Source organism: Streptomyces sp. NPDC006798, from assembly GCF_040635975.1.
Classification (GTDB): Bacteria; Actinomycetota; Actinomycetes; order Streptomycetales; family Streptomycetaceae; genus Streptomyces.
In genome coordinates this window covers 74935-99351 of the sequence record NZ_JBEYIS010000002.1, presented here as the reverse complement: position 1 = coordinate 99351, position 24417 = coordinate 74935, and the positions used below count along the sequence as shown (strand labels likewise).

Sequence of the window (24417 nt, the reverse complement as noted above, 5' to 3'; positions counted from 1 at the left end):
TTTCGCGAAGGGACCCCCGTGACCTCTGTACGACCGAAACGACCCCGCCGGGCCGTCGCCGTCGGCACCCGGCTGGTGGCCGTCGGCGTGCTCGCCGCCACCGTCGCCGCCTGCACGGGCGAGGGCTCCGCGTCCGCCGAGGCGTCCCCGGGCGCGTCCCCGAAGGCGTCGGCGCAGACGGCCCAGAAGACCGCCGAGGCCAAAGAGGCGGCGGCGGTACGGGCCGCGAGCGGCAGCGGGCGGCTGGTCTCGGCCGTGGAACTGCCCCCGTCGGCCCGGCCGCACGGCGGGCCCGGTCAGGTGATCACGTACACCTCCACCGGTGCGAACGGCGGGCGCGTCACCGTGTCGGGGATGGTCTTCGCCCCGGCCGGGAAGCCGCCGAAGGGCGGCTGGCCGGTGGTCTCCTTCGCCCACGGGACCGTCGGGAACGCCGACGGCTGCGCCCCGAGCCGGGTCGACGCCCACGAGTTCGCCGGCTATCCGGAGATCCGGCACTGGCTCGACAGCGGCGTCGCCGTCGTCGCCACCGACTACGAAGGGCTCGGCACCCCCGGTCCGCACCCCTATCTGCATGCCCGCAGCGCCGCTTTCGGCACGATCGACATCGTGCGCGCCGCCCGGCAGGCCGGGATCGGGACCTCGGAGACCTGGGTCGTGACGGGCCAGTCCCAGGGCGGCCACGCGGCGATCAGTACGGCCGTGTACGCCACCCGCTACGCCCCCGGTCTCGACTTCCGGGGCGCCGTCGCCACCGCGCCGCCGACGACCATGTCCCGGCTGGTGTCGGACCGTTCGGACTCCGCCTCGGAGGAGCGGATCGCCCGTACGGCGCTGTATCCGCTGGTCACCGAGGGGTTGCGGGCGCTCGGCCCGCGATACGACTACACCGGACTGTTCTCCGGCCGGGGCCGCGCGCTGGTTCCGACGGCCCGCGGGAAATGCGCCCTCGATCTGGTCGAGCAGGTCGGACGGGCGGGCCTGAACGACGACAACATCTGGAAGCGGCGGCCCGAGACGGTACCCGGGCTGCTGAACGTTCTTCGGACCCGGGCCGACCTGCCGGTCGTCCGGCTGGACCGGCCCCTCTTCGTCGGCCAGGGCGCGAAGGACGAGATCGTGCAGGCCCCGGTGGTGGCCGCGTACGCCGACGCCCTGCGGAAGGCCGGTTCACCGGTGACGTACCGGGAGTACCCGACGGCGACCCACTACACCGTCATGGACGCGTCGGAGGCCGAGACCACGGCCTGGCTCAAGGCCCGGCTCGGGGTGCGCTGACCCGGTAGCCGGGCCGGTAGCCGGTAGCCGGTAGCCGGTAGCCGGGGGCGCGGCCGGGCACCGGGACATCCAGCCGCCCCCGGCCCGCCCCGTCAGCCCGCCGCGCCCTCGTCGAGTACCGCGTCCACCTCGATCTCCACCAGCCACTCCGGCTCGATGAACCGGGACACCTCGACGAAGGTGCACGCGGGCCGGATCTCCCCGAATCGCTCGCCGTGGGCGCGGGCCGCGTCCCGCCAGACCGAGATGTCCGTGAGCATGATCCGGGTCCGTACGACATCGGCCGCCGACCCGCCCGCCGCCTTCAGCGCCGCCTCCGCGATGTCCAGGCACCGCACGGTCTGCGCGTACGCGTCCCCCGGCGCGACCGTCCTGCCGTCCTCCCCGATCGGCGCCGTACCGGCGACCGCGACATGGGATCCCTTCCGCACGGCCCGGGAGAAGCCGATGGCCGCCTCGAAAGGTGAGCCGGAGGGGACGTTGTGGCGTATCTGTTCCATCAGCTCAAGATCCCCGTACGGCGGGGCTGTTGAAACCACTAGGACCACCCGCCCCGCCGCCCCCGGCGGGCTACGGCAGCAGCCGTCGTTCCTTCGCCACCGCCACCGCGCCCGCGCGCGTGTCGACGCCGAGCTTCGCGTAGATCCGGCCCAGATGTGTCTTCACCGTGGCCTCGCTGATGAAGAGCGCGCGGGCGATCTCCCGGTTGCCGAGGCCACGCGAGAGCTGGCCCAGGATGTCCGTCTCGCGGTCGGTGAGCGTGGGGGTGCCCGTGCCGCGCATGCGGTCCATCACGCGGGACGCGACCGGGGCCGACAGCGCCGTACGGCCCTGGGCCGCCGAGTGGATCGCGGTGAACAGCTCCTCCGGGCGCTCCGCCTTCAGCAGATAGCCGGTGGCGCCCGCCTCGATGGCGCGGGTGATGTCGGCGTCCGTGTCGTACGTCGTCAGGACCAGGACGTGGACGTCGGGGGAGGCGATCCGGCGGGTGGCCTCCACCCCGTCGATCCCGGCGCCGAGCTGGAGGTCCATCAGCACCACGTCGGGGCGGAGCTTCCCGGCCATCGCGACGGCCTCCTCGCCGCTGCCCGCCTCGCCGACGACCTCGATGTCGGGCGTGCTGCCGAGGAGGGCGAGCAGCCCGGCCCGTACCACCGCGTGGTCGTCGCAGAGCAGGATCCGTACAACGGTGTCTCGGGGGGTCACTGGGGCTCCAGGGGGATCGCGGCGGAGACGACCGTGCCCTCACCGGGCACGGACTCGATGGTGAGGACGCCGCCGAGCTGCCCGGCCCGGGCCCGCATCGCGGCGATGCCGTGGCCGCGGACGCCGGGCGGGGCTTCCGCGGCGGCGGGCGGCAAGCCCCGGCCGTCGTCGGCGACGTCGAGCACGACCTGGTCGTCGAGGTGGGTCAGGGTGATCGTGGCGAGCGACGCGTCCGCGTGCTCCCGGGCGTTGGCCAGCGCGCCCTGCGCGATCCGCAGCAGCGCCGACTGCGTCCGGTCCGGCAGCGGGACCGCCGGGGCGCCGTCGACCAGCAGCCGGACCCGTAGCGCGCCGGACGACTCCCGGTCGGCGAGTACCCGCAGGGCCTGCGCCAGTCCGCCGCCCGCCGCCAGGTCGGCGGGGGCCAGGTCGTGGACGAAGCGGCGCGCCTCGGTGAGGCTGCGCTCCGCGATGGACTCGGCGGTACGGACATGGCCCCGGGCGGCCCCCGGGTCGCTGTCCCAGGTCCGTTCCGCGGCCTGGAGCAGCATCTGCTGGCTGGACAGGCTCTGGGCGAGCGTGTCGTGGATCTCCATGGAGAGCCGCTGCCGTTCGGCGAGGGTGCCCTCGCGGCGTTCGGTGGCGGCCAGCTCGCGCCGGGTCCTGATCAGATCGTCGACCAGGGCCTGGAGCCGGTCGGCCTGGCGGCGCATATGGAGGAAGACGCCGGTCGCCAGGGCCGCCACGGTCGGCGGCAGCAGGAACAGATTCGGGTCGAGACCGTGCCGCAGCTGCCATTCCGCGTAGACGACGAGGGCCGTCAGTACGCCGACGAGCGCGATCGCGGCGGGCGCGGGCAGGGTCCGCAGCCCGGTGTAGATCAGCGGTACGGCACACCACGCGAAGCTCGGCGCCAGCAGCACGATCACCACCCAGCAGCCGACGGTCAGCCCGAACCCGGCCGGCTCGGCCCGGCGCGCCCCGGCCGGGCCGAGGGGCGCGGCGAGCCGGGGCGCCGCGAGCTGGAGTACGGCGAGGGCGGCGGCGAGGCCGGTCACCCAGGGGAGCCGGGGGCTGTCGGGGTGGTTGAGGACGAACCGGAGCAGCGCGCCGCCGAGGAGGGTGAGGAACGCGATGTTCATCAGGGCGTCGAGCCGCCGGTCGTCCCGGCGCGCGCCCCGGTCGGTGACCGCGGGCCGGGGGTCGTCGGGTCCGGGTCCGGGGCCGGTGCTGGTTCCGGGTCCGGTCTCACGCCGCATGCTGGTCGTCCTGGTGTGCTCGTAGCGCCGGGTTCGTACGGCTGGTTTCGTACGGCCGGGTTCTTACGGGGGCGGGGCGCGGGTGCGCGCGACAAGGCCCACTCGCATCGTGACCCGGCCGGGACCCGGCCGCATCAGCCGATCGGTCGACCCGGCCGTCCTCCATCATGCACGCGGCGACGACCCGGTACGCCGACGGCCGGGGCCCGGTTCCGCCCGGAGGATCGATGGCAGACGGGTCGACCGGCCCGCGAACCGCAGGAACCACCGCAGCCAGGAGTCAGGTCCCATGAAGAAGATGTCGATCCGCGCCCGTGTCGTCGCCGGTACCGTCGCCGCCGCCGCGATCAGCGCCGGAACGTTCGGCGCGGTGTCCGCGAACGCGTCCGCCCCGGCCGCCGAGTCCCGCGCCGCGGTCAAGGCCGACACCCACAACCGCAACCTCCAGCAGACCACCCACCTCACGATCGACGCCGCGACCAAGGCCGCGCGGGCCGCCCTGGACGCCGCCGAGCGCTCCGGCCAGCGGGTGACGGTCGCCGTGGTCGACCGCAACGGCAACACCATCGTCACCCTGCGCGGCGACGGCGCGGGCCCGCAGTCCTACGAGTCCGCCGAGAAGAAGGCGTTCACCGCCGTGTCGTGGAACGCCCCGACGTCCGAGCTGGTCAAGCGGCTGGAGTCGACCCCGAACCTGAAGGACATCCCCGGCACCCTCTTCCTCGGCGGCGGCACCCCCGTCCAGGCGAAGGGCGCCCCGATCGCGGGCATCGGCGTCGCGGGCGCCCCGAGCGGCGCGCAGGACGAGGAGTTCGCCAAGGCGGGCGCGGCGGCCCTGGGCCGCTGACCCGCCCGCCGGGCGGCGGTACGGGGCGCGGCGGCCGGGGTTCCCCCACCGGGCCGCCGTGTCTTTGCCGGTCGTGGACCGTATCCACGACATCGGCCGACCGCCTTACCGCGGCCCGCCCCGCCCCTTACGGGGGTTTCGCGAGGCGGGGCGCGGCCTAGGATCCCGGCATGCTGCGGATGCCTCGGTGGGTGCGGGTCGTGGGGGCCGTGCTGGGCGCGGCCGTCGTGGCGGTGGGCGGCGGCGGATGTACGGTCGGTGAGCTGGGCGGGGTGCGGGGCGAGCCCGGGGCCGCCGGAGTGCGCGATCCCCTCTTTCCCAAGCTCGGCAACGGCGGCTACGACGTACGGCGCTACCGCCTCGCCCTCGACTACGACCCCGCCTCCGGGCGGCTCGTCGGGACCGCCGAGATCCTGGCCCGCGCGGACCGGGAGCTGAGCGCCTTCAATCTCGATCTGCGCCGGCTGACCGTCGACGGGGTGACCGTGGACGGCGCGCCGGCCGCCGCGCGCCGGGCCGGGGACGAGCTGACGATCCGGCCCCGGGACGACATCCGGCGCGGCGCCGACTTCCGTACCGTCGTCCGCTACTCCGGGCTGCCGAGGGCCGTCACCGACCCCGACGGCTCCGAGGAGGGCTGGCTGCGGACCGCTACCGGGGCCGTGGCGCTCGGGGAGCCCGCCGGGTCGGCCGCCTGGTTCCCGGGGAACCACCATCCGAGCGACAAGGCCGCCTACGAACTGGCGGTCACCGTGCCCCGGGGCGTCACCGCCGTCTCCAACGGCGAACTCGTCCGCGAGTCCGCCACCGGCCGCGACGACACCACCTTCGTCTGGCGCTCCGCCGAGCCCATGGCGTCCTATCTGGCGACCCTCGTCATCGGGCCGTACGCGATCACCCGGGCCGGGACCGCCGACGGGCTGCCCGTCGTCAGCGCCGCCGACAGGTCCGTCGCCCGCGCCACCGAGGGGGTGGCGAAGCGGGTGCCGGAGTTCCTGGAGTGGGCCGCCGGACGGTTCGGGCCGTATCCGTTCTCGTCCGCCGGGGTGATCGCCGTCCCGGACGGTATCGCCGGGTACGCCCTGGAGACCCAGAACCGGCCCGTCGTCCCGGCCGGGATGTTCGACGTGACGACCGTCGTCCACGAACTGGCCCACCAGTGGTACGGGAACTCCGTCTCCCCGGCCACCTGGCAGGACATCTGGCTCAACGAGGGCTTCGCCACCTACGCCGAATGGCTCTGGGCCGAGGACCGCGAGGGCGTCCCGGCCGGGGACTCCTTCGCGGAGGCGTTCGACGACGACACCAACTGGGCCTTTCCGCCCGCGAAGCCGCCGTCCCCGGCGCAGCTCACGGAGGCGCCGGTCTACGGGCGGGGCGCGATGGTGCTGCACCAGGTGCGGCGGGCGGTCGGCGACCGGGACTTCTTCGAAATGCTGCGCGGCTGGCCGACCGTCCACCGGCACGGCAACGCCTCGACCGCCGACTTCACCGCCTACGCGGAGCGGGTGTCCGGGAAGGACCTGGGGAAGGTGTGGGACGTCTGGCTGTACGGCGACGGGCGCCCGGCCAAGCCCTGAACGGGGTGTCCCCGTATGCCAGGACGCGAAGACGCGAAGACGCGAGGACACGGAGACGCGAAGACGCGAAGGCCCCGCCCCGCCCGGGCGACGGGCTGGAGCGGGGCCGACTCGCCGCCGAAGGCGCGGCGCCGGGGGGGCGTGGCGTCAGAGCGCGACGCCGAAGTCCCGCGCGATGCCCTCCAGGCCCGACGCGTAGCCCTGGCCGACCGCGCGGAACTTCCACTCCGCGCCGTTGCGGTACAGCTCGCCGAAGACCATCGCGGTCTCCACCGCGGCGTCCTCGCTCAGGTCGTAGCGGGCGATCTCGGCGCCACCGGCCTGGTTGATGATCCGGATGTACGCGTTCCGGACCTGGCCGAAGTTCTGGCTGCGGGTCACCGCGTCGTAGATCGAGACCGGGAAGACGATCTTGTCGACATCGGCGGGCAGGCCCGCGAGGTTGACATTGATCTGCTCGTCGTCGCCGCCGCCCTCACCGGTGCGGTTGTCGCCGGTGTGGACGATGGTCTGGTCCGGCGTCGCCCGGTTGTTGAAGAAGACGAAGTGGCTGCCGGAGACGACCGTGCCCGCCGGGTTCACCGCGATCGCGGAGGCGTCGAGGTCGAAGTCCGTGCCCGTGGTCGTACGGACGTCCCAGCCGAGGCCGACGGTGACGGCGGTCAGACCCGGCGCCTCCTTGGTCAGCGATACGTTGCCGCCCTTGGTCAGGCTTACTGCCATGTGGGACATCCCCTTTTGTGAGCTGTGTGCGCGTCGTCGTGCCCGGGCCCGGCCGCCGCCCCGAAACGATTCGTCCCGGATCGGGTGGGCCGGTCCCCGTCCGAAACTACCTCTGACCCCCATCACGCCGACAGACCGGTACCGGGTTCCACATCCGTCCCCTCCGTTCCCGGGCCCGCCAGGGGTGTTCCGGGGGCGGCGGAAAAGCGGGATGACGGATCCGGGGTCGGCGCGGGATCATGGGGGCATGTCCGGGCCCTATGTCATCCGCGGCTCGGTCTCCCTTCCGGAGGCCGAGCTGATGTGGCGTTTCTCCAGATCGTCGGGGCCGGGCGGACAACATGTAAATACCAGCGACTCGCAGGTCGAGCTGCGGTTCGACCTCGCGGCCACGGACGCGCTGCCCCCGGTCTGGAAGGAACGGGCGCTGGACCGGCTCGCCGGGCGGCTGGTCGGCGGCGTGATCTCCGTCCGGGCCTCCGAGCACCGCTCCCAGTGGCGCAACCGGGAGACGGCGGCGGTCCGGCTGGCCGCGCTGCTCGCCGAGGCGACGGCTCCGCCGCCCAAGCCGCGCCGACCCACGCGGATTCCGCGCGGGCTGAACGAGCGGCGGCTGCGGGAGAAGAAGCAGCGCTCGGAGACGAAGCGCGGCCGGTCGTCCCGTAACGACTGGTCCTGACCGGGCCGCCCCGACCCGCCGGGGCACCCGTACACCGACGCCTTCCGCCCGCCGCGTCCGACCGTCTGCCCCGCTGGCCCGCCACGGCGCCCGTACACCACCGCTCGCTGCTCGCCGCCCGCCGCGCATCCGACGATCGGACGACACCGTGGTCCGCCGGGTGGGCCGCGCCCGGTGGCCGGTGCGGCGACCGCGTCCGGGGCCGCCGGGGCGCACAGTGGGAGGTACGGCGCGCGGGTCACCGGGCACCGACCCGACGACCAGGAGTCCGCAGATGACCGCCGACACCGCCGCCGCCGCGCTCCTCGACGCCGCCCGGCGCGGGGACGCCACCGCCGTACGGGCCGCGCTCGCCGAGGGCGCCGATCCCGACGTCAGGGACGCGGAGCTGCGTACCCCGCTGCTGCTCGCGGCCGTCGGCGACCATGTCGAGGCCGCCCGTGTCCTGGTCGCGGCCGGTGCCGATCCCGACGCCCAGGACACCAGGCACGACAGCCCGTGGCTGGTGACGGGGGTTACCGGCAGTGTGGCGATGATGCGGGCCCTGCTGCCCGCGAACCCGGACGTCGGACTGCGGAACCGCTTCGGCGGGGTGTCCCTGATCCCGGCGGCCGAGCGGGGGCACGTGGCGTACGTCCGGGCCGTGCTGACCGAGACCGGGATCGACGTCGACCATGTCAACGACCTGGGGTGGACGGCCCTGCTGGAGGCGGTACTCCTCGGCGACGGCGGGCCCGCGCACCAGCAGGTCGTACGGATCCTGCTCGCGGCGGGCGCCACTCCCGGACTGCCGGACGCGGACGGCGTCACCCCGCTGCGGCACGCCCGCAGGCGTGGGTTCACGGAGATCGCGGCCCTGCTGGAGGCGGCTCCGGCGGAGTAGGTCCGTCGCCCCCGGAGCCGTGGGCGGTGTCCACGTCGGCCCATAAGTCCCGCAGGTCCCGTGCGCCCCGGGCATCCCGGGAGCCTCTGATACGGCGGGCCGCGAACGTCAGGACGACGGAGGCCGTGGCGAAGGAGAGCGCCACCGGCGTCACATAGCCGGGTACGTCGTCGGTGACGTACGTCGCCCCGTCCTCCGTCTCGCAGACATAGCGCAGCGGCAGGAACTCGACGCCGTGCTCGGCGAGGGATTCCGCGGTCTCGGTCGGGCAGACCCGCAGGGGCGCCGGGCCGCCGCCGGTGTCGGCCGCGTCCAGGGTGGCCGCGACGGCGCCGAGCATGCCCCAGGCGTAGACACCGGCCGCCGCGGCGCCCGTCAACGCGGCGGCGGAGGACAGCAGCGACGCGCCCGCGTCGGGCCCCCGCGACCGGCGGACGTCGAGGGCCGCCCCGACGCTCCGGGCGAATAAGTACACGGTCGACGCCAGGGCGGCGAGCAGAACCAGGGTCACCAGCATCCGGTCAGTTCACCAGCCCGGCCCCGGTCCGGGCCCGTGGTTTTACCGGACCTCCCCAGCCGGTGCCGAGGCACGGCGCGTTCATCCGGTTCAGCAGGTGGACGCCGTCCCGGCCGGGGACCGTGGTGCGGGCAGCCGTACCCGGACACGCCCCATCTGTTCCGGCCGCCGTCGCGGAGGCCGACGCCCGCGGCCCGCGACAACCGCGTGATCGGAGGGGACTGTTCGTGCCGCCGATTCGTCGGACGTGCTGGGCGGCACCCCAGGAAGTCGTTCCGGAGGTGATTCCGGTACGGGCCCGGTCGGCGGCCGGGCGGCCGGCGGCGGCGGTACGAGACGGGGAGCGGTCCCGGCCGGCCGACCGCCCTCCGGACCGAGAGCCAGTACCGGGGCCAGGGCCGGGATCAGTGCCGAGCGGCGGGGCCGGGGCGGTTCCGAACTGGGCGGCACGCTGCGGATGCTCCTCGATCCGGCCCCGCCGCAGGGGTATTCGCCGGACTTCCCGACCTGGTGCTCCGCCCGGCGACGGCGGGTGCCGCCCCGGCCGCGACGGTGGCGCGTGGCTCTTCGTCCGGCCCGGGACCGGGTTCCGTTTAGGGTTCCGGTTCGGCTGATGCCGCTCGCGGGAACGGGTGCGGGGCGGTGTCATGCCGGCACCGGGCCACAACAGTCCGAAGGCGCCACGGCACGGCGGTACGGAGGCACGGCGGTACGAAGGCGCCACGGCCCGGCGGCACCCCCGCGCGGCCCATCCTGCCCGCCCGTCAGCTCAGGTGCCGGTACCGGCCGCGGAAGTACATCAGCGGGCCGCCCTCCGCGCTCGGCAGCCCCACCGACAGCACCCGCCCGATGACGAGGGTGTGATCGCCCGCGACCACCCGCTGCTCGGTCCGGCACTCCAGGGTCGCCAGCGCGCCGCCGACCAGCGGTGAGCCGCTGATCTCGCCCCGCCGGTACGGGATGTCCTCGAAGAGGAGCCGGTCGCTCAGCCGCCCCTTCATCGCGAACCGGCCCGCGATGTGCCGCTGGCTCTCGGAGAGCACCGACACCGCCCAGAGGGGCTGTTCGTCGAGCAGGTCGTCCATCCGGGAGCCGTTGCGCAGACTGACCATCACCAGCGGCGGATCGAGGGAGACCGAGACGAAGGCGGTCGCCGTCATCCCGGCGTCCTCGCCGTGCGGTCCGGCGTCCTCGTCGAACGCGGTCACCAGCACCACGCCCGCCGCCAGCCGGGACATGGCGGCCCGGAAGTCGTCGTTGCTCACCCCCTCAGCATGGGGGACACCGGGGGCCGGAACATGTCCGGCGGCGGGGCCGGGGGGAGTCGTATGCAACACACACGGAACGCTAACCGGACGAAACGGCGCGCCGCATCGGGCCCCGGGGGCTGCGTTGGTCCTAGGACCAAGGTCCCGGCGCGGTTCGGGGGCGGTTCGCCGGTGGTCCGGCAGTGATTCGTCGGTGATTCGACAGTGATTCGTTGGTGGTTCGCCGCCTCTCAAGCCCCGTACGAAACCGGTGTCCCGGCCGTCACGGGGCGGCGGACCCGCCGGGCCCGGAACCCGGCCCTGCGGCCCCTGGAGCCCCGCGGAGGCCCCCGGAAGCTCCTCCCCGCACACGCTCCGGGCGCCCCCGGGAGCGCCCCGGGACACGCTCCCGTACGCCCCCATCACCCTCCGTACACAGAACCGATTTGCACTCCGAAAACGCTGGTAAAGGCCAAAAGCACATCCCCGTACAACCGGGATACTCTCATCATTCCATGTGACTTGAGTCACAGAGGGCGGTATTTGTTGACCCTGTGTACCGAGTGGACAGCTCGCTGTGATTCAGTGGCCGGGAAACCACATCGGCGAACCGGCGTGGAACGACCGTATGAAGACCGCAACACGAAGGCCGAAGAGATACCTGGAGTCTGCTGTCGAGGTCTCGGGGAGAGCGAGCATGGAGACCGAGTCGGAGCCCTACGTCCGCCTTGCGACCTTGCGGCAGCTGCACAAGGTGGTGGCTGAACTCACCGGAGCCGGCAGCCTCGCCGACACGCTCCAGAACGTGGCCGACGGCGTCGTGTCCGGCCTCGGCTACGAACTCGCCTGCGTCAACCTCGTCCGCTCCGACGGCGATCTCGTCGTCGCCGCCTTCGCCGGAAGCTCCGCCGCAGAGGCCCTGATGACCGGCCGGGTCGGCCCCCGGGCCTCCTGGGACCGGCGGCTCTCCATGGGCGAGGCATGGGGCGATCTGCGGTTCATCCCGCACACCGAGGGCTGGGTGCTGATCGAGGACGACGTCCCGCAGTGGCACACCGAGGGCCCCGAGCCCCGGTTCGAGGACGAATGGCACCCCCGCGACCGGCTCTACGCGCCCATGCGCGGCTCCGGCGGCAACCGCGAGCTGCTCGGCGTGATCTCGGTCGACCGGCCCCGCAACGGCCGCCGCCCCGGCCCCTGGGGCCAGGAAGCCCTCCAGATGTACGCCTCCCAGGCGGGCATCGCGATCAGCAACGCCCGGCTGCGAGCAAACATGCAAAGGGCACTCGTCCGGCTGGAACGCGAACAGCAGGCGCTCCGGGCCAGTGAGGAGTCCTTCCGGCAGGCGTTCGAGTACGCCCCCAGCGGGATGGCCATCGCCGAGATGGGCGGCGACCAGCACGGACGGCTGCTCCGGACCAATGACGCGCTCTGCCGCCTCCTCGGCCGCCCCGCCTCCGTACTGCGCCGCTACTCCTTCGCCGACCTGGTCCACCCCGAGGACGTCGGCACCCTGCTGCGCACCTCCGCCGAGGGCGGCCGGGCCGAGATACGCCTCGGGCGGCGGGACAGCAGCTATGTCTGGGTCTCCCTCCGCAACTCCGTCGTCGCCGACACCGCCGACGGCCCCCGCTTCCTGCTCACCCATGTCGAGGACATAGAGGACCGCAAGCGCCATGAACTGGCGCTGGCGCACCGCGCCTCGCACGACGCCCTGACCGGCCTGCCCAACAGCGCCGAACTCCGCTCCCGGCTCAGCGCCAAGCTCTGCGACCGGCCCCAGGCGCCGCAGGGCCGCCCGGCCGGGGAGGGCGCGTACGACTACGAGTACGAGGGCGCCTACGACTTCGACTACGACCACGACGCCGACACCGAGGCGATCTTCAACACCGAGGGCTACGCCTTCGGCCAGGCGGGCCACCCCTACGACCACCATGTGCACATCACGGTGCCCGAGGGCGGCGCCGAGGACGGTACGAAGGGGCTCGCGGTCCTCTTCTGCGATCTCGACGGCTTCAAGTCGATCAATGACCGGTTCGGCCACCAGGCGGGCGACGAGGTACTGATCGAGGTGGCCCGGCGGCTGACCACCGGCGTCCGCGAGGGCGACACGGTCGCCCGGCTGGGCGGTGACGAGTTCGTGGTACTCGCCGACGGCCTCGGCATCGCGGACGCCGAGGACCTGGCGGTCCGGCTGCGGAACGCGATCGTGCTGCCGATCCGGGCGGGCGGGCGGGCGGTCCGGGTCGGCGCCAGCTTCGGAATCGGCTGGGCGAGCTGCGGTATGACCGTGGACGAGGTGCTGACCTCGGCCGACGAGCGGATGTACAAGGAGAAGCGGTCGCGCTCCAAGGTCCACCGGCGCGCGGGCTGACCGAGGTGAGGCGTACCACCGCGCGCGCCGGGGACCGGCCGGACGCGCTCCGCGCCCGCCGTGGTCCCGTCCGCCGCCCGTGCCCGCGTTGTACCCGTCCTGTGTCCATCCGCTCATTGACCCGGCGTCCAACGTCCGTACGCTCTGTGGGAGAAGCGGGCGCGCGGGCGCCCGGCCGGGACCGTCCCGTCCGTACCGATCGCGGTCAACACCGAACGATTGGTTCATTCGAACCGGGTAGGCTCGCCGAGTCGGCGTACCGCCGGCGACATGGTGAGGAGTGACAGGGATGACGGCCGCGAACAACGGCGGAGGCAGGCCCAACGGCAGCACGCCCGAGGACGACGACCCGTTCGGCTACCTGTACGAGGACGGGCAGGCCGCGGGCGCGACCAGGCCCGGCCAGGCGCGCGGGGGCTACGGCTACCCCGGGCCCGCCTCGCAGCCCGGCGTCCCCAGAACGTCGTACAACCAGGTCAGGGCGGTCGGTGAGCGGCAGTACGGCCACCACCAGCAGCAGGCCCCGCAGCAGCCCGGGTACGGCTATCCGCCGCCCCAGCAGCAGGCGTACGGGCAGCAGCAGCCGTACGGGCAGCCCGCCGCGCAGTACGCGGCGCCCGAGACCTACCCCGGCGGCACCGGACCCGGCAGGCACGGCTCCGGGCCGCCCACCGTCCCGGGCGGCGCCCACGGCTCCGGCGGCCGGGGCCGCGGCCCCAACACCAAGGGCCTGCTGATCGGTGCCGTGGCGGTCGTCGCCGTGGTGGTGGTGGGTATCACCGTCGCGATCATCACCAAGGACGCCCCCAAGGACACCTCGGAGGACAAGCAGACCGTCGGCGGCCCCGCCAGCCCCGCGCCCTCCGCGTCGGACGACAAGGGCAAGGACCCCGACAAGGAGAAGGAGAAGGAGGAGGAGACCGGCCCGCTGCCCAAGCAGGACGCGGTCACCCTCCAGCTCGGCGGCAACGCCACCACGGACACCTCCATCGAGGGCGCCGAGGGCACCGGCGGTGCGTATGTCACCCAGTTCAACCAGGTCGGCTCGTCCGTGAGCTGGAAGGCGAAGATCCAGCAGTCCGGGGAGTACCGGCTCTACGTCCGCTACACGATCCCCGCCAAGGACGCGCTGGCCACGCTGACCATCAACGGCAAGGCCAACACCAACCCCATCGGGCTGAAGAACTTCATCGGCTCCAGCGACCCGGCGCTCGACAAGAACTGGCAGACGACCTGGGCGCCGGTCTCGCTGAAGGAAGGCGAGAACGAGATCAAGATCTCCTGCGAGACCGGGGACCAGTGCGATGTGAACCTGGACTGGCTGGAGGTCCGCAAGCCCTGACGGGCCTTGTCGGAGACCCCGGGGCCGCCCCCGAGGTCTCAGCCCGGCAGCAGCCCCAGAAAGCCCGCCACCGTCCCGGCCATCGCCTCGCGAGCCGGGACGAGGTGTTTCCGGGGGTCGACGGTCCCGGGGTGGGCGGCCAGATACTCCCGTACCGCCCCCGTGAAGGCGGTGTTCAGCGCCGTCCCCACATTGATCTTCACCATCCCGGCGGCGATCGCCGCCCGGATCTCGTCGTCCGGTACGCCCGACGAGCCGTGCAGGACCAGCGGTACGGGGACCGCCGCCCGCAGCCGGGCGATCAGCCCGTGGTCGAGGGCCGCCGTCCGCTCGGTCATGGCGTGCGACGAGCCGACGGCGACGGCCAGCGCGTCGATCCCGGTCTTCGACACGTAGGCGGCGGCCTCGTCCGGGTCGGTCCGCACCCCCGGGGTATGGGCGCCCGGCGGCGGCTCGCCGTCCTTGCCGCCGACCCGCCCCAGCTCGGCCTCCACCCAGACCCCGTGCCGGTGCCCGTAGGCGGTCATCCGGGCGGTGACGGCCAGATTCTCCTCGTACGGCAGGGCGGAGGCGTCGAACATCACCGAGCCGAAGCCCTCGCCGGGCGCCGCCTCCAGCAACTCGGGGGTGACCACATGATCGAGATGGAGCGCGAGGGGCGCGGTGGAGGCGCGGGCCACGGCGAGCGTGGCGGCGGCGATCGGGGCGAGCCGGCCGCCGTGGAAGCGGACCGCGTTCTCGGAGATCTGGAGGACGGCGGGCCGCCCGGCGCGCTCGGCGCCCTCGGCGACGGCCTCGGCGTGCTCCAGCGTGATCACATTGAACGCGGCCACCCCGGTCCCGGCGCCGACGGCCGTCTCGACCAGCTCACGTGTACTGACGACGGGCATATCTCCCCTTGCGTACGCGCTAGTTCGGCTCCGTGTGCCGCACCACGGTGACATCGGTCAGCAGCCGCTCATAGGCCGCGGCGTCGAACTCGCCCGCCGCGGGGGCGAGAACAGTGGCCGCGGAGAGCGCCACGGCCCGTACCAGCCGCTCGGGCCACGGCACCCCGTCGACCAGACCCGCCAGCAGGGCGGCGACCGCGGAGTCACCGGCCCCGGTGGGATTGCCCCGGACCGGCGCGGACGGCGCGGCCCGCCACACGCCGTCGGCCGTGGCGGCGAGCAGCCCGTCGGCCCCGAAGGACGCGGCGACGGCGCGCGCGCCCCGCCGCCGGGCCCCGAGCACGGCCCGGAGCGGCTCCCGGGCACCGGTCAGCCCGGCCAGCTCGTCGGCGTTGGGCTTGACCAGATCGGGCCGGGCCGCGATACCCCGGCGCAACGGTTCGCCGTCGGTGTCGAGGACGACGGGCACATCGTGGGCGTGCGCCCGGCGGACGAGTTCGGCATAGGCGCCGACATGGATCCCGGGCGGCAGACTCCCGCAGAGGGCGACCGCGTCGGCATCCTTCAGCAGGGCCTCGTAGACCCCGGTGAACCGGGCCCACTCCTCGGGCGAGACCAGCGGCCCCGGCTCGTTGAACTGCGTGGTGTCACCGCCGGACCCGTCGACGACGGCGACCGTACGACGGCTGGTCCGGGCGACCGGGACGAGCGCGTCGTACGGCGCGAGCGGCGCGAGCAACTGCCGCAGCACCGTCCCGGCGGGTCCCCCGGCGAACCCGGTGACGACGGTGTCGTACCCGAGCGCGGCCAGCACCCGGGCCACGTTGATGCCCTTGCCCCCGGGGCGCTCCACGACGTCCGAGACGCGATGCGAGGCGCGGGGGGTGAGGACGGGCACCCGGTAGGTGATGTCGAGGGCGGCGTTCAGGGTGACGGTCAGGATCGCCATCGTAGTCACCACCCCTATCGGCATCGGGTCGGCTCGGGCTGACCCGGCGCTGCTCGGATTCCGGCTAGGTCCTGATCATGCCAAACGGCGGTCCGTTGGCCCAGACCCCGTGCCGTGGTCCGGCCGGATCCATCCGAAACTTCCTTTCGGGCGGTTCTGTGGGGGATTCGCCCCGGGGGACCGCCGCGCCCTTCGAGCCGCTGGGGCAGGGGCCCTCGGGGGGTTCGGGGGGCGGCGCTCGCGGGCTCCTCCCCGGCATCACCGGGTAATGGCGGGGGGCGCTGCGCCGGTGATAACCGCACCTCCGGGCCCGTATACCGGGTTCGCGGTTTCCCGCCATGGTTTCAAGGGGCACGGGGCTGCGGAACGCTGTCCCGGACTCGATGCCGTGATGGCCCCCGTCGAATCGACTACCTGGGAGTGTGAATGGAGAAGTCCCGACGGCGTTGCGGAAATATCAGATACTCCCGTGATCCGGTCCGGCTCGGCGGATCCCGACTCTGTACGCAAGACGCGGCCGGCGGAGAAAAGAGAGGCCGTGGCCGCAGACCGGCGCGTCAAGGCTCCGAAGCCATTCTGAACGAGTTCCTGGGCGCGTTGAAGTCCCATGCCCCGGGTTGCACCCGACCGGAATTGCGGTCATTGCAGCAATCCCTGCTCGATGTGATGTCCGCGTTTCTCGCCCAATGCCCAGACGCGGCGGAAGCGCGACGGGCCGATTCCGGTGGCGGGGAAGCGGTCGGAGGCGCGGTCGGAGGCGCGGGCCGGGTCACCCTCCGGGATATCCGCTCGTTCATCGAGACCCGTCTCGCGGACCACGACCTCACCCCGCAGATCGTCGCGGACCACCACCACATCTCACTCAGCACCCTCTACGCCCTCTTCCGCGACCAGGAGGAGGAAGGCGTCGCCGCCTGGATCCGCCGACGCCGCCTCGAACGGAGCCGGGCAGACCTCGCCGTCGTCAACCGACGGCAGCAGCCCATCCACGCCATCGCCGTGCGGTGGGGCTTCACCGACGGCGCCGCCTTCAGCCGGGCGTTCCGCCAGGCGTACGGCATCAGCCCCCGGGCGTTCCGGCAGCGGGCCGGGGCGGGTGATAGGTGATACACGCACGGCCAAGTTCTCCACACGGACGGCCAACTCGGTTCCCCGCCGCCTCCCTAATGTGTGAGTCGCCCCGAAGAACCACCTAGCTCGTTTCGGGATCAGAGCCCGCAGGGGCCCGAACTCATAAGGAGATCATGGTGAATCGCATCGCGACGAGGAAGGCGACGGCGGCTGCCGCGCTGCTGGCGGTCATGGGAATGGGAGTGGCCACGGCGGGGTCGGCCGTGGCGGCCGACAAGTCCGGCGGGGTCGATTCCGTCTCCGCTCCGGCGGCGGCGGTCAGCGCGCCGGTATCGGCGCAGGCGGGTGCGCTCCACCTCTGGGGCAGTGAGCACTTCAGCGGTCACACGGTCCATTTTACCGCCAGTAACAGTTGGCTCGGCGACAACCGCTGGGATGGCACCAATACCTCGGTCGACAACGGTGCCAACTCCGCCCAGAACACGAGGACTCGTCCCGTGGTCGGGTACACCATCGGTAGCACGACCGGAGCCTGCGGCGGCGACTATCTCCGCATTTTCGGCGGTCAGGCGTATTGGACCCTGGATTTGCGGCCCTGGGGTGGGAATAACTTGAACAACACGTTCAGCTGCCTCGTTTTTGAGTAGATCGTTCCTCCACAGGTGCCCCGGCGCATGCGGGCCGGGGCACCCCGCCGTGCCGTGACCGCTCACCCCGAAAGGGCTCCGGTGAACCGCGCCCGCCGTATCACTCTTCTCGCCTCGTCCGCGGTCGCCGTCGCGGTGGCCATCGCCCTTCTCGTCGCACTCGCCCCCGGTGACCGGCCGTCCGCCGCACCGCGCCCCACACCAGACCCCGCCGTACCCGCGAGCCGGGTGGACATCTCGACCCTGGTGCTTCCGTTCGACATCTATGAGACGACTCCGTACGAGGTCCAAGTCATCGAGCAGGCCAAGGACCGGCTGCTCGGCGACTGTATGCGCGAGCTGGGTATGTCCTGGACACCGTTGCCCGTGCTCAACAGGTCGGATACAGAGGGCCCGCACGATCGTCGCTACGGGCTCGCCGATCCGGGTATCGCCGCCCGCTACGGCTACCATCTGCCGCCGCTCACCCCGACCCGAAAGCGACTGGAGGCCGTGTACACCGACCGCGCCAACCTTCCACCTCGGGAGCGAAATGCCGCGTACGGGCCCAACGGCTCGACCGGAGGCTGCTGGAAGAAGGCCGATGAGCGGATGTTCCGTGACGCCGAACGCGACCAGACGTCCCTGCTGGCCGGGCATTCGGCACAGACCTTCGACGCGGCCCGTCGGCATCCACACGTCTCCAATGCCGACAAGCGGTGGAGCGCCTGTATGAAGAAGGCGGGCCACACCTATACCGACTCCTACCAGGCGCTCGGCGACCCCGCCTGGGGCAAGTCGAAGCGGCCCACCGCCCGGGAGCGGGCCGCCGCCGTCGCCGATGTGCGGTGCAAGCAGGAGACCGGCTTCCTCACCACCTGGATCCGGGTCGACCGGGAGGTGCAGAACGCGGCCGTCCGGAAGAACCCGGCCCTCTTCCGGGACCTGGCGAAGGCCCGGACCGCTCAGCTCGCCCTCGCGCGGGAGATTCTGCGGCGGCCGTAGGGCACCTCCGGGTGTCGCCTGGTCGCACCCGGCGTGTGAGCCGGCCCGTAGAGCCGCCCGGCTCGCTTCCGGGATCACTGCCCGCAGAGGCCCGAATTCATGAGGAGATCACGGTGAACTGTTGAGGCATCTCTTCCCCCGGGATCACGCCAAGGCGTCGCCGGGTCAGCCGATCGGTGCGCTCATTCCGCCGTCGGCGGGGCCTCCGACGTGCTTCGCGGCGGTCGAGGGGATCGAGCCGTTGGCGATGAGCTGTCGTACGCCCGCCAGGTCGAAGCCGACCAGCTTGCCCTGGTTGGTGGTCGTGCTGTAGCCGCCGTTGGGCGCGCACATGACGGGCTTGTCGCCGTACGAGGTCGCCACGCACTCGTGCGCCGCCACGGTGCCGTCGCCGTTGAGGTCCTTGTTGGGGTGGTACAGCCCGAGGACGTGGAGCAGTTCGTGTGGGAAGACGTTGTGCAGCATGTACTCGGGCAGGTACCAGCCGGTCCAGTACTCCGAGTTCATCTGGACGTGGCCGCCTCGGGCCGCGTTGTCGCCGGTCCAGCAGGCCAGGGCGCGGGACGCGCCGGGCTGCCCCAGCGGGCGGTAGATCTCGGCGAACTGGATCGTGCCCTGGGGCGGGCACACCTCGGGGGCGACGTTGGTGACGCCGCCGATGGATATGTTCACGCCTTCCGCCTGGAGCTGGGCGAGCGAGCGGGTGAGGAACGGGGTGTACTTGGTCTTGAGCTCCGTCGAGGTGAAGGTGATGGTGAAGACGGAGCCGGGCGCGATGCTGGTGACGCGGTGATGGGCCATCAGCTTCCAGCCGTTGCCCTCCAGCGGGCGTCCGGCGGCTACCGCCGGGTTGGCGGTCAGTAAAATCAGGAACGCCGCGACGACGGCGCCGACGACGGAGATTCTCGACTTCATCTCTTCGATTCCTCTGGCTTCTCGGATCCGGATGGGACGAACGCGGGAACGCTCCCGCGATTCCGTCCGCCCGAGTGGTCGTGTCACCAGGGGAGTTGAAGATCCCGCGCCGGCTCATGCTAGGCAGTGCGCGGCCCCCGTAGGAGCCCGGTCGGCTATCACGCGCACATTGGCGCGGAATGCGTGCTGGTTCGGCGCCGGATCACAAGTGGCGCACCGGACGCGTACGGGCCCGGGACGACGTCCCGGGCCCGTAAGGGTTTCTGCGAGCGGGTTACTTCGGCTCGACGATCCATTCGCCGCGCCGCATGACGCCCTTGAGGACGAAGTCGGCGTCGAGGATCACCAGGTCGGCGTCCTTGCCCGGCTCCAGGGAGCCGATGCGGTCGTAGAGGCCGAGGAGTCTCGCCGGGTTGACCGAGATGGCCCGGACGATGTCCTCGACCGGCAGCAGGTCGACGGTCGCGGCCCGGCGGAAGGCGGTGTCCAGGGTGAGGGTCGAGCCCGCGATGGAGCCGCCCTCGACCAGCCGGGCGACGCCGTCGGTGACGTCGACGGCCAGCGGGCCGAGCTGGTAGAGGCCGTCCTTGAAGCCCGCCGCGTCCATCGCGTCGGTGATGAAGGCGACCCGGCCGGCGCCCGCGCGGTGGAAGGCGAGTTCGAGGGCGGCCGGGTGGAGGTGCGTACCGTCGTTGATCAGTTCGACGGTGACCCGCTCGTCCTCCAGCAGCGCCGCGATCGGGCCGGGCGCGCGGTGGCCGAGCGGCGGCATGGCGTTGAAGAGGTGGGTGGCGACGGTGGCGCCCGCGTCGACGGCCTCGACGGTCTGCTCGTACGTGGCGTCGGTGTGGCCGATGGCGGCGATCACGCCGTGCTCGGCGAGCAGCCGTACGGAGTCGATGCCGCCGGGCAGCTCGGTGGCGAGGGTGACCATCTTGGCCGTGCCCCGGGCGGCGTCGATCAGCTTCCGGACCTCGGCCGGGTCGGGGTCGCGCAGCAGCTCTTCGCTGTGGGCGCCCTTGCGGCAGGGGGAGATGAACGGGCCCTCGAAGTGGATGCCCGCGAGGTCGCCCTGCTGGACGAGTTCCGACAGCTCGGTGGCGCGCCGGGCGAGGAAGCCGCTGTCGGCGGTGACCAGGGACGCGACGACGGTGGTGGAGCCGTGCTCGCGGTGGGTGCGGACGCCGGTGAGCACCTCGTCGGCGGTGCCGGAGGTGAAGGAGGCGCCGCCGCCGCCGTGGTTGTGGAGGTCGACGAAGCCGGGGACGATCCAGTGCCCGGTGAGGTCGACGGCGGGCGCGCCGTCGGGCGCGGGGGCCGCCCCGGCCGCGGAGATCTTCGTACCGTCGACGGTCACGGTCCCGTTCTCGACCGTCCCGCCCGGCAGGACGACCCTGGCTCCGGTGAGGATCGTGCTGTCGGCGCGGGCGGCGCCCGCTGCGCTGTGGGCGAGTGCGGCGCGTGCGGCCATTAGGCGGTTACCTCCGAGTCGGTGGCGATCAGATCCCAGGCGAGCAGTCCGGCGCCCAGACAGGCTGCGGTGTCGCCGAGGGCAGCCGGGACGATGGCGGGCAGCTTCTGGAACGTGACGCGCTCCTCGACGGCGGCCCGAAGTGGTGTGAACAACGTTTCCCCGGCCTCGGCGAGTCCGCCACCGATGATCAGGGTCCGTGGGTCCAGCAGGGTGAGGGCCGTGACCAGTCCGGCGGCCAGCGCGTCCACGGCGTCCCGCCAGACGGCGATCGCCCGGGGGTCGCCGGACTCGACGGCCTTGGCGCAGTCGGCGGCGTCCGCGTACGGGTCTCCGCTGGCCTCGGCCCAGGCACGTGTCACCGCGGCGGCGGAGGCCAGGGTCTCCAGACAGCCGCGCTGACCGCAGCCGCAGTCGGGCCCGTCGGGCCGGACGACGACATGCCCGATCTCGCCCGCGTAGCCGTGGGCCCCGGCCTCGATGGAGCCCTCGATGCCGATGGCGCCCGCGATGCCCGTACCGAGCGGTACGAACAGGAACCGGTCGTCGCCCTTCCCGGCCCCGATCCGCCCTTCGGCGAAGCCGCCGGTCCTGACGTCGTGCCCGAGGGCCACCGGGATCCCGCGCAGCCTGCGGCTGATCAGGTCCCGCATGGGTACGTCGCGCCAGCCGAGGTTGGTCGCGTAGACCGCGATCCCCCGCTCGGAGTCGACGATCCCGGGCACGGCGACCCCGGCGGCCAGGGCGCCGCGTCCGAAGTGGGTGACTCCGTAGTCGAAGAGCTCCTCGGCGAAGTCGAGGATCGACTGCACGACGGCGTCGGCTCCGCGCTCGCGCCCCGTCGCCCGCCGGTCCTCGTGCAGGAGCGTGCCGTCCACCCCGACGAGGGCGGCTTTCATACCGGTGCCGCCCACATCGAGGGCGATGACATGTCTCACGCCCATAGTTTGGCTGGCGACCGGGGATAGGTCTAGTCCACTACATCTAATTGTTGCGGAGTCATACAAATGATGGGCCGGAGATTCGACGGGATATATCGCATCAAGTCTGGTCAATCCGCTTGTGGACGGTCCCGGAGGGGAGTGTTCCGATGGGGGAGGGAGTGGGGGTGAAGCGTGCTGGTTCAGTAAGCGCTTTCGGGGAGCGGGGGCGCTTCGGGGCCCGTGGGGGGAGCGAGGGTGCCGGTTTCGGCCCCGGCCCCGTACGGGATCTCCGCGCCGGCCCCGCTCGCGCCCGCCCCGCTCGCCCGTTCGCCCGGCTCAGTGCTCCGGCGCCCGCAGCCCGTCCAGCAGGATCGCCAGCCAGCGCCGCCAGGTCTCCGACGGCGGGGCCCCGGGCGGCGGCATCACCGTGTCCAGCATCGCCGCGATCGACGGGATGTCCGCCGCCGTGACGTCCTTCCGCAGGGTGCCCTGGGCGTGGGCGCGGGCGACGAGGGCCGTGCAGTGGGCCGCGATCTCCGTCCGGGCCCGGGCGACACCGGCCGCGCCCGTACCGCCGCCGCGCATCATCTCGCGCAGGCCGCGATTGGTCGCGGCGCGGGCGAAGGAGGTGGTGAGGAAGGTGCCGAAGGCGGCGAAGGCGTCGTCCTCGGCGGCGGCCCGGGCGGCGAGGGCCGCGATCTCTCCGAGTTCACCGGCGAAGACGGCGTCCGCGAGGGCCTGCTTGTCGGGGAACTTCCGGTAGACCGTGCCGACGCCGACCCCCGCGTGGTGGGCCACGTCGTTCAGGGTGGCCGCGAGTCCGCGGGCCGCGAAGACCTCCCGGCCCGCCTCGACGATCAGCCGCCGGTTCCGTTCGGCGTCCCGCCGCAGCGGCCGGGCCTCCTCGTTGGGCCGTGCTCCGTCCATACCCGCGCCTCTCCCTCGGTCGACCGGTCGAATCGGTCAGGCCGACCGATCACGTGAAGTGGATAGATCTTATCCGCTTTGATGTTACGGTATCCCCCAGGGAAGCGGATAACTTCTATCCGGATCAGTGGGGAGTCGGCATGCGGACCGTGGTCGTCACGGGAGGTACGGACGGACTGGGCAAGGGACTCGCCCTGCACTACTTACGGCGCGGCGCCCGCGTCGTCGCCGTCGGCAGCACCCCCGCGAAGGGCGAGGCCCTGCTGGCCGAGGCGGGCCCGGCGGCGGACCGGGCCGTCTTCCTCCGCGCCGATCTGACCTCCGTCGCCGCCGCCCGTGAACTCGCCAACCGGATCGCCGCCGACCACGCCCCCGTCGACGCGCTGATCCTCTGCGCCCAGCGCTACCGGCTCACCGGCCCCCGCGTCCTCACCGCCGAGGGCTTCGAGCGCGGCTTCGCCCTCTCCTATCTGAGCCGTTACGTCCTCGGCCACGGACTCCGTGCGTCCCTGGCGGCATCGCCCCGGCCGGTCGTACTGAACGTCGCCACCCCCGGCGTACCGCTGGGCCGGATCCACTGGGACGACCTCCAGCTCACCCGCCGCTACTCCGGACCGCGCGCCGTGCTCCAGTCGTTCCGCGCCAACGACCTGCTCGGTGTCTCCTTCGCCGAGCTGTACGGAAAGGGCCCGGTCCGCTACGTCACCTACAACCCGGGTGTCGTCGCCACCGGGATGCCCGACCGGGCGCGCTGCGGCCCGTCGCGAAGGCGTCGTTCCGGGTCCTGGCGACGCCGGTGCCCAAGGCGCTGCCCCCGATGACCCGGCTGATCGACGACCCGCCCGCCGAGCCGTTCACGGCGTACCGGGGCGACCGCCGGATCCGCACCGACCGGGCAGCCTTCGACCGCGACGCGGCACTCCGGCTGCACTGCCTCACCCGCGACCTGCTGGAGACGGTGCCCGGGGCGCGCGGCTGAGCGGGGCCGGGGACCCGGGTGCTACTTCCTGACCAGCCGGGCGGCCCCGGCCCCCGCGTCATCGCCGTCGCCGTCGCCCGCGCCTGTGTCGATCCGGTACTCCTCGACGACCAGCGCTATCCGCTCGTACGCCGCCGCCTGATCACCCTCCACCGCCAGCTCCGGAACGTCGACCTCGGTGGCGCTCTGCCCCGGCCCGAGCGGCGGATTGGCGGGCGGCGTGCCCGGCGGATGGGCGACGGCGCCCACGATGGCGCCCTCCTGGTCGTGTACGACTGTCAGCAGCATCGGACATCCCTTCGCACCGTGACCGCACCTCGTGGCTTCACACCTTGACTTCACACCTTGACCAGGGAGACCCAGAGGGTCACGTACCGGACCGTGGGCTCACCGACATTGGTGAGCGTCACCCACAGCACGTACTCGAAAAAGATCAGATCGCCCTGGACGTGCGGAATCTTCTGGAGGTACGTCTCCTGGGCCCAGACGGCCGTCCGGTTGTGGCCGTACCCCTCGGGCGCCTCCGTCCCGGGGTGGGCGGTGGCGGTGACGGTCCCGTCGAACGGCTCGAACGGCCCGACCGTGATGGTCTTCGCGCCCCCGGTCGGCAGGCACTGAGGCCCGATCAGGGACTTCATGTCCAGGAGATACGGCCCGAGGAAGGAGATCGTGGCCATGGTGACGCGCCTCCGGACGGTGGGCGATGAACGGCGTCCCGACGTTTCC

At 72.7% G+C, this 24417-nt stretch carries 26 protein-coding genes; 12 read left to right on the top strand and 14 right to left on the bottom strand.

All coding sequences use genetic code 11. From position 1 onward, the window contains the following. The first annotated feature begins 18 nt into the window (after positions 1-18). Positions 19-1278, top strand: a complete 1260-nt coding sequence (locus ABZ714_RS01625) for a lipase family protein (protein WP_358823095.1) — start codon at positions 19-21, stop codon at positions 1276-1278. Positions 1279-1370: 92 nt separating this feature from the next. Here ABZ714_RS01625 and ABZ714_RS01620 read toward each other — a convergent pair whose 3' ends face one another. The 3 genes from ABZ714_RS01620 to ABZ714_RS01610 all read right to left on the bottom strand — a co-directional run bounded on the left by ABZ714_RS01620 (position 1371) and on the right by ABZ714_RS01610 (position 3626). After that, a complete protein-coding gene (locus ABZ714_RS01620; RefSeq protein ID WP_358823094.1) occupies positions 1371-1778 on the bottom strand; it encodes a RidA family protein in 408 nt (135 codons plus the stop codon). Between the two features lie 70 nt (positions 1779-1848). Beyond that, positions 1849-2484 (bottom strand): response regulator transcription factor, encoded by a 636-nt coding sequence (locus ABZ714_RS01615; protein WP_358823093.1) that lies wholly within the window; start codon positions 2482-2484, stop codon positions 1849-1851. Further along, positions 2481-3626: a sensor histidine kinase gene (locus ABZ714_RS01610; RefSeq protein ID WP_358823238.1), complete on the bottom strand. Its 1146-nt coding sequence runs from the start codon at positions 3624-3626 to the stop codon at positions 2481-2483. The genes ABZ714_RS01615 and ABZ714_RS01610 overlap by 4 nt, the downstream gene beginning before the upstream one ends. Positions 3627-4032: 406 nt before the next feature. On the opposite strand from ABZ714_RS01610, the gene ABZ714_RS01605 reads away from it, so the two are divergent. Further along, positions 4033-4590, top strand: coding sequence for a heme-binding protein (locus ABZ714_RS01605; RefSeq protein ID WP_358823092.1), 558 nt, complete (start codon positions 4033-4035; stop codon positions 4588-4590). Between the two features lie 179 nt (positions 4591-4769). Continuing rightward, complete coding sequence (locus tag ABZ714_RS01600; RefSeq protein WP_358823237.1) at positions 4770-6170, top strand: M1 family metallopeptidase; 1401 nt, start codon at positions 4770-4772, stop codon at positions 6168-6170. A gap of 147 nt (positions 6171-6317) precedes the next feature. Here the strand turns inward: ABZ714_RS01600 and ABZ714_RS01595 are convergent, their stop codons facing one another. Then, positions 6318-6893, bottom strand: a complete 576-nt coding sequence (locus ABZ714_RS01595; protein ID WP_358823091.1) for a TerD family protein — start codon at positions 6891-6893, stop codon at positions 6318-6320. Positions 6894-7140: 247 nt separating this feature from the next. On the opposite strand from ABZ714_RS01595, the gene arfB reads away from it, so the two are divergent. Together arfB and ABZ714_RS01585 are read left to right on the top strand one after the other, a co-directional pair. After that, entirely contained in the window at positions 7141-7572 is a 432-nt protein-coding gene (gene arfB, locus ABZ714_RS01590) for an alternative ribosome rescue aminoacyl-tRNA hydrolase ArfB (RefSeq protein WP_358823090.1), read from the top strand. A gap of 274 nt (positions 7573-7846) precedes the next feature. Then, positions 7847-8455 carry an ankyrin repeat domain-containing protein gene (locus ABZ714_RS01585; protein WP_358823089.1) on the top strand — a complete coding sequence of 203 codons (609 nt, stop codon included), beginning with the start codon at positions 7847-7849 and terminating at the stop codon, positions 8453-8455. Here the strand turns inward: ABZ714_RS01585 and ABZ714_RS01580 are convergent. Both ABZ714_RS01580 and ABZ714_RS01575 read right to left on the bottom strand, forming a co-directional pair. Further along, positions 8412-8972, bottom strand: coding sequence for a hypothetical protein (locus tag ABZ714_RS01580; protein WP_358823088.1), 561 nt, complete (start codon positions 8970-8972; stop codon positions 8412-8414). The two genes, ABZ714_RS01585 and ABZ714_RS01580, sit on opposite strands and share 44 nt — an antisense overlap. Before the next feature lie 764 nt (positions 8973-9736). Further along, positions 9737-10210 carry a flavin reductase family protein gene (locus tag ABZ714_RS01575; protein WP_358823236.1) on the bottom strand — a complete coding sequence of 158 codons (474 nt, stop codon included), beginning with the start codon at positions 10208-10210 and terminating at the stop codon, positions 9737-9739. 706 nt (positions 10211-10916) lie between these two features. On the opposite strand from ABZ714_RS01575, the gene cdgB reads away from it, so the two are divergent. After that, positions 10917-12593 (top strand): diguanylate cyclase CdgB, encoded by a 1677-nt coding sequence (cdgB, locus tag ABZ714_RS01570; protein WP_358823087.1) that lies wholly within the window; start codon positions 10917-10919, stop codon positions 12591-12593. Positions 12594-12882: 289 nt separating this feature from the next. Continuing rightward, positions 12883-13935, top strand: a complete 1053-nt coding sequence (locus ABZ714_RS01565; protein WP_358823086.1) for a CBM35 domain-containing protein — start codon at positions 12883-12885, stop codon at positions 13933-13935. Positions 13936-13973: 38 nt separating this feature from the next. Here ABZ714_RS01565 and ABZ714_RS01560 read toward each other — a convergent pair whose 3' ends face one another. Both ABZ714_RS01560 and ABZ714_RS01555 read right to left on the bottom strand, forming a co-directional pair. Further along, entirely contained in the window at positions 13974-14825 is an 852-nt protein-coding gene (locus ABZ714_RS01560; RefSeq protein WP_358823085.1) for a class II fructose-bisphosphate aldolase, read from the bottom strand. Between the two features lie 19 nt (positions 14826-14844). After that, entirely contained in the window at positions 14845-15774 is a 930-nt protein-coding gene (locus ABZ714_RS01555) for a 1-phosphofructokinase family hexose kinase (RefSeq protein WP_358823084.1), read from the bottom strand. 642 nt (positions 15775-16416) lie between these two features. Here ABZ714_RS01555 and ABZ714_RS01550 point away from each other — a divergent pair. The 3 genes from ABZ714_RS01550 (at position 16417) to ABZ714_RS01540 (ending at position 18476) form a co-directional block, all read left to right on the top strand. Then, complete coding sequence (locus ABZ714_RS01550) at positions 16417-16881, top strand: helix-turn-helix transcriptional regulator (RefSeq protein WP_358823083.1); 465 nt, start codon at positions 16417-16419, stop codon at positions 16879-16881. Positions 16882-17018: 137 nt separating this feature from the next. Then, positions 17019-17492: a hypothetical protein gene (locus ABZ714_RS01545; RefSeq protein WP_358823082.1), complete on the top strand. Its 474-nt coding sequence runs from the start codon at positions 17019-17021 to the stop codon at positions 17490-17492. Between the two features lie 81 nt (positions 17493-17573). Continuing rightward, positions 17574-18476 (top strand): hypothetical protein, encoded by a 903-nt coding sequence (locus ABZ714_RS01540; protein WP_358823081.1) that lies wholly within the window; start codon positions 17574-17576, stop codon positions 18474-18476. Positions 18477-18641: 165 nt separating this feature from the next. On the opposite strand, the gene ABZ714_RS01535 is transcribed toward ABZ714_RS01540, so the two are convergent. From ABZ714_RS01535 to ABZ714_RS01520, 4 genes are all read right to left on the bottom strand, one after another. Beyond that, positions 18642-19391 carry a hypothetical protein gene (locus tag ABZ714_RS01535; RefSeq protein ID WP_358823080.1) on the bottom strand — a complete coding sequence of 250 codons (750 nt, stop codon included), beginning with the start codon at positions 19389-19391 and terminating at the stop codon, positions 18642-18644. Between the two features lie 274 nt (positions 19392-19665). After that, positions 19666-20862, bottom strand: coding sequence for an N-acetylglucosamine-6-phosphate deacetylase (gene nagA, locus ABZ714_RS01530; protein ID WP_358823079.1), 1197 nt, complete (start codon positions 20860-20862; stop codon positions 19666-19668). Continuing rightward, a complete protein-coding gene (locus ABZ714_RS01525) occupies positions 20862-21800 on the bottom strand; it encodes an ROK family protein (protein WP_358823078.1) in 939 nt (312 codons plus the stop codon). The genes nagA and ABZ714_RS01525 overlap by 1 nt, the downstream gene beginning before the upstream one ends. Before the next feature lie 321 nt (positions 21801-22121). Continuing rightward, the gene (locus ABZ714_RS01520) at positions 22122-22712 is read right to left on the bottom strand and encodes a helix-turn-helix domain-containing protein (protein ID WP_358823077.1); all 591 of its coding nucleotides are present in this window, start codon (positions 22710-22712) and stop codon (positions 22122-22124) included. Positions 22713-22852: 140 nt separating this feature from the next. Here ABZ714_RS01520 and ABZ714_RS01515 point away from each other — a divergent pair, with 140 nt between their 5' ends. Both ABZ714_RS01515 and ABZ714_RS01510 read left to right on the top strand, forming a co-directional pair. Beyond that, positions 22853-23533 carry an SDR family NAD(P)-dependent oxidoreductase gene (locus ABZ714_RS01515; RefSeq protein WP_358823076.1) on the top strand — a complete coding sequence of 227 codons (681 nt, stop codon included), beginning with the start codon at positions 22853-22855 and terminating at the stop codon, positions 23531-23533. Next, on the top strand, positions 23530-23691 hold the full coding sequence (locus ABZ714_RS01510) for a hypothetical protein (RefSeq protein ID WP_358823075.1): 162 nt from the start codon (positions 23530-23532) through the stop codon (positions 23689-23691). The genes ABZ714_RS01515 and ABZ714_RS01510 overlap by 4 nt, the downstream gene beginning before the upstream one ends. 21 nt (positions 23692-23712) lie before the next feature. Here ABZ714_RS01510 and ABZ714_RS01505 read toward each other — a convergent pair whose 3' ends face one another. Both ABZ714_RS01505 and ABZ714_RS01500 read right to left on the bottom strand, forming a co-directional pair. Continuing rightward, on the bottom strand, positions 23713-23979 hold the full coding sequence (locus ABZ714_RS01505; RefSeq protein WP_358823074.1) for a hypothetical protein: 267 nt from the start codon (positions 23977-23979) through the stop codon (positions 23713-23715). A gap of 50 nt (positions 23980-24029) precedes the next feature. Beyond that, on the bottom strand, positions 24030-24368 hold the full coding sequence (locus ABZ714_RS01500; RefSeq protein WP_358823073.1) for a hypothetical protein: 339 nt from the start codon (positions 24366-24368) through the stop codon (positions 24030-24032). Between the last annotated feature and the right edge of the window lie 49 nt (positions 24369-24417).